This is a genomic window from Neobacillus drentensis, from assembly GCF_036962765.1.
In the GTDB taxonomy this organism is placed as follows: domain Bacteria; phylum Bacillota; class Bacilli; order Bacillales; family Cytobacillaceae; genus Neobacillus; species Neobacillus drentensis_C.
The window spans coordinates 1-2,100 of the sequence record NZ_JBALOS010000409.1 but is presented as its reverse complement, the minus strand read 5'-3'; the positions used below and the strand labels follow the sequence as shown (position 1 = coordinate 2,100).

Sequence of the window (2,100 nt, the reverse complement as noted above, 5' to 3'; positions counted from 1 at the left end):
GAGGACCTATCATAAGTAAAAAGAACCCTAAAATTCCACTTAAAACAATAGATAAAAACAAATACATATTTATCCTCTTCTTTCACAAAATTTATATTGCTTATTATTCCTTCTGAATTACGGAAACTCCTTCTTCAACATACCTGCCCCGTTAGTGCCATAAGAAAAAGGCTGCCTCAGCAATCTTCCTTATTGAAGTAAAGCACCCGTTAGTTGAACAACATTCATCTTAGAAATTTATTTCTAAGAGTTGTTTCATTTCATTTAGCAAATCTTTATGTTTAGCAATTGTCATACGAGGTGTTTTTATTAAGCCGACATCTTTGTGTGTGAAGATAAAAGTACCGTCATTTAAAACAGAAAAAGCATAGGGAACTTCTTTTCCAGATTCAAACTTCTCGCTATCAAAAAAGCTAAATGTATAAGTGTTTTGCGACTTCAATTCATCAAAGGCGAATTGACTATTTGAGTCTTCAACTTTAAGACCTTCAATTTTAGATAATATTTTTTCTATTTTATCCTTATCTTTTACAATCTTGGTCATTTCTTCGGAGGAAGAATTCCCTTCCACTTTTTGAATAAATAATGTTCTTAAAGAATCTTTACTATGTATTTTTATAACTTCTTCATTTGCAGAACAAGCACTCAACAATATAGATACAATTATCGTTATACCTATAAAAAGATATTTATTATTACCCATTCTTTCTTCCCCCCATAAAACAGACTACTTTATATTTCAATTGGGTTATACTAAAATCCTTTTCGGATTACAAAGATTAACTATTTGTTCACATCCTTATTGAACTAAACTGCCCCGTTAGTGGAACACTGAAAAAAAGACTCTACTCCTTATTGAAGTAAAGCACCCTATAGTTTAAGTACAATGTTTCACAAACTTTTTTTGTCTAACATTCCCAACAACTTTTTATAATTAGATAATGTTTCATTATCTTCAACTTTAATACCAGATTTAAAAAACTGGATATCTCCTGTTCCAGAGGTAATTTGATTCCTTGCTTCAAGAATTCGTTTTAAGTTTTTTGCAGTTCCAATACTTCCAGAAATAATGTCCACTTTTTCAGGAAATATTTTCTTTATACTATTTTCAAAGTATGGGAAATGAGTGCATCCAAGAACAATCGTTCCGTATTGCTTTAAATCAAACGAAGATAATTGTTCTTTTAAATATGGTACAACTTTCTCTTCTCTAAATTCAAAATTCTCAGCGAATTGTACAAGACCCGGAAGAGGTAGACTTTCCACAATATCGTGATGGTCTATACTTTTCACAAGGTTATGAAACTTTTCCTCTCTGAGAGTCAAATTAGTCGCCAAAACTAATACCTTTTTTCGTATTTCCTCACAGCTTTGAACAGCAGGTTTTACAGCTGGTTCAATACCCAAAATAGGAAAATCATACTTTTGGCGAAGGTCATCCACGGCGATACTAGTTGCAGTATTACAAGCAATAACTAATGCTTTGATTCCTTGATTAGTCATAAAGTCCACTGCATTGAAAATATATTCCCTTACCTCTTCTTTTGATTTTTCACCATATGGAACGTGTAAGGTATCTGCATAAAATATGTAATCTTCATTCGGTAAAAATCTTAATGCTTGATGAAGTACAGTCATTCCACCTATTCCAGAATCAAAAAAACCTATTCTCATTACTTTCACTCTTCTCCTAAATTAATTCTGTGAATCATTTATTAAGAATACCATTTTTCCAAAAATTTTTTTAGTTTAGTTCTTATTGAAGTAAACTGCCCAGTTAGTGAAACAAGAAAAGCTGCCAAAATGACAGCTTGAACTCGCGACTCTTGCACCTTTACTTACTTACATATATTCAAATCTTTATATGGGCTTATAATTTTTTAAACTTCAATGATTTGCAGGAAGGACATTGAGCGGAAGATATATCGGTTTCATTATGTATCCACTCATAATGACAAGTCGAGCAGTGTAAAACCGTATGTTTGTTTTTGAATTCTATTGATTCATTCATATATCGCTCATAATCTTGAGGGTACATTTCCGCCAAAGTACGAAATACAAAATTACCATCACACTCTCTTCCGTTCCAATATTCTTTAC

General features: G+C 31.9%; 3 protein-coding genes. All 3 read right to left on the bottom strand.

Annotation, left to right across the window (positions count from 1 at the left end; genetic code table 11):
* Nucleotides 1–229 precede the first annotated feature (229 nt).
* Complete coding sequence (locus V7137_RS30155) at nucleotides 230–703, bottom strand: hypothetical protein (protein ID WP_335701478.1); 474 nt, start codon at nucleotides 701–703, stop codon at nucleotides 230–232.
* Between the two features lie 188 nt (nucleotides 704–891).
* Nucleotides 892–1,674 (bottom strand): glutamate racemase, encoded by a 783-nt coding sequence (gene murI / locus V7137_RS30150; RefSeq protein WP_335701477.1) that lies wholly within the window; start codon nucleotides 1,672–1,674, stop codon nucleotides 892–894.
* A 196-nt stretch (nucleotides 1,675–1,870) separates the two neighbouring features.
* Nucleotides 1,871–2,100 (bottom strand): hypothetical protein (locus V7137_RS30145; protein WP_335701476.1); only part of this gene is annotated, 230 nt, incomplete at its 5' end.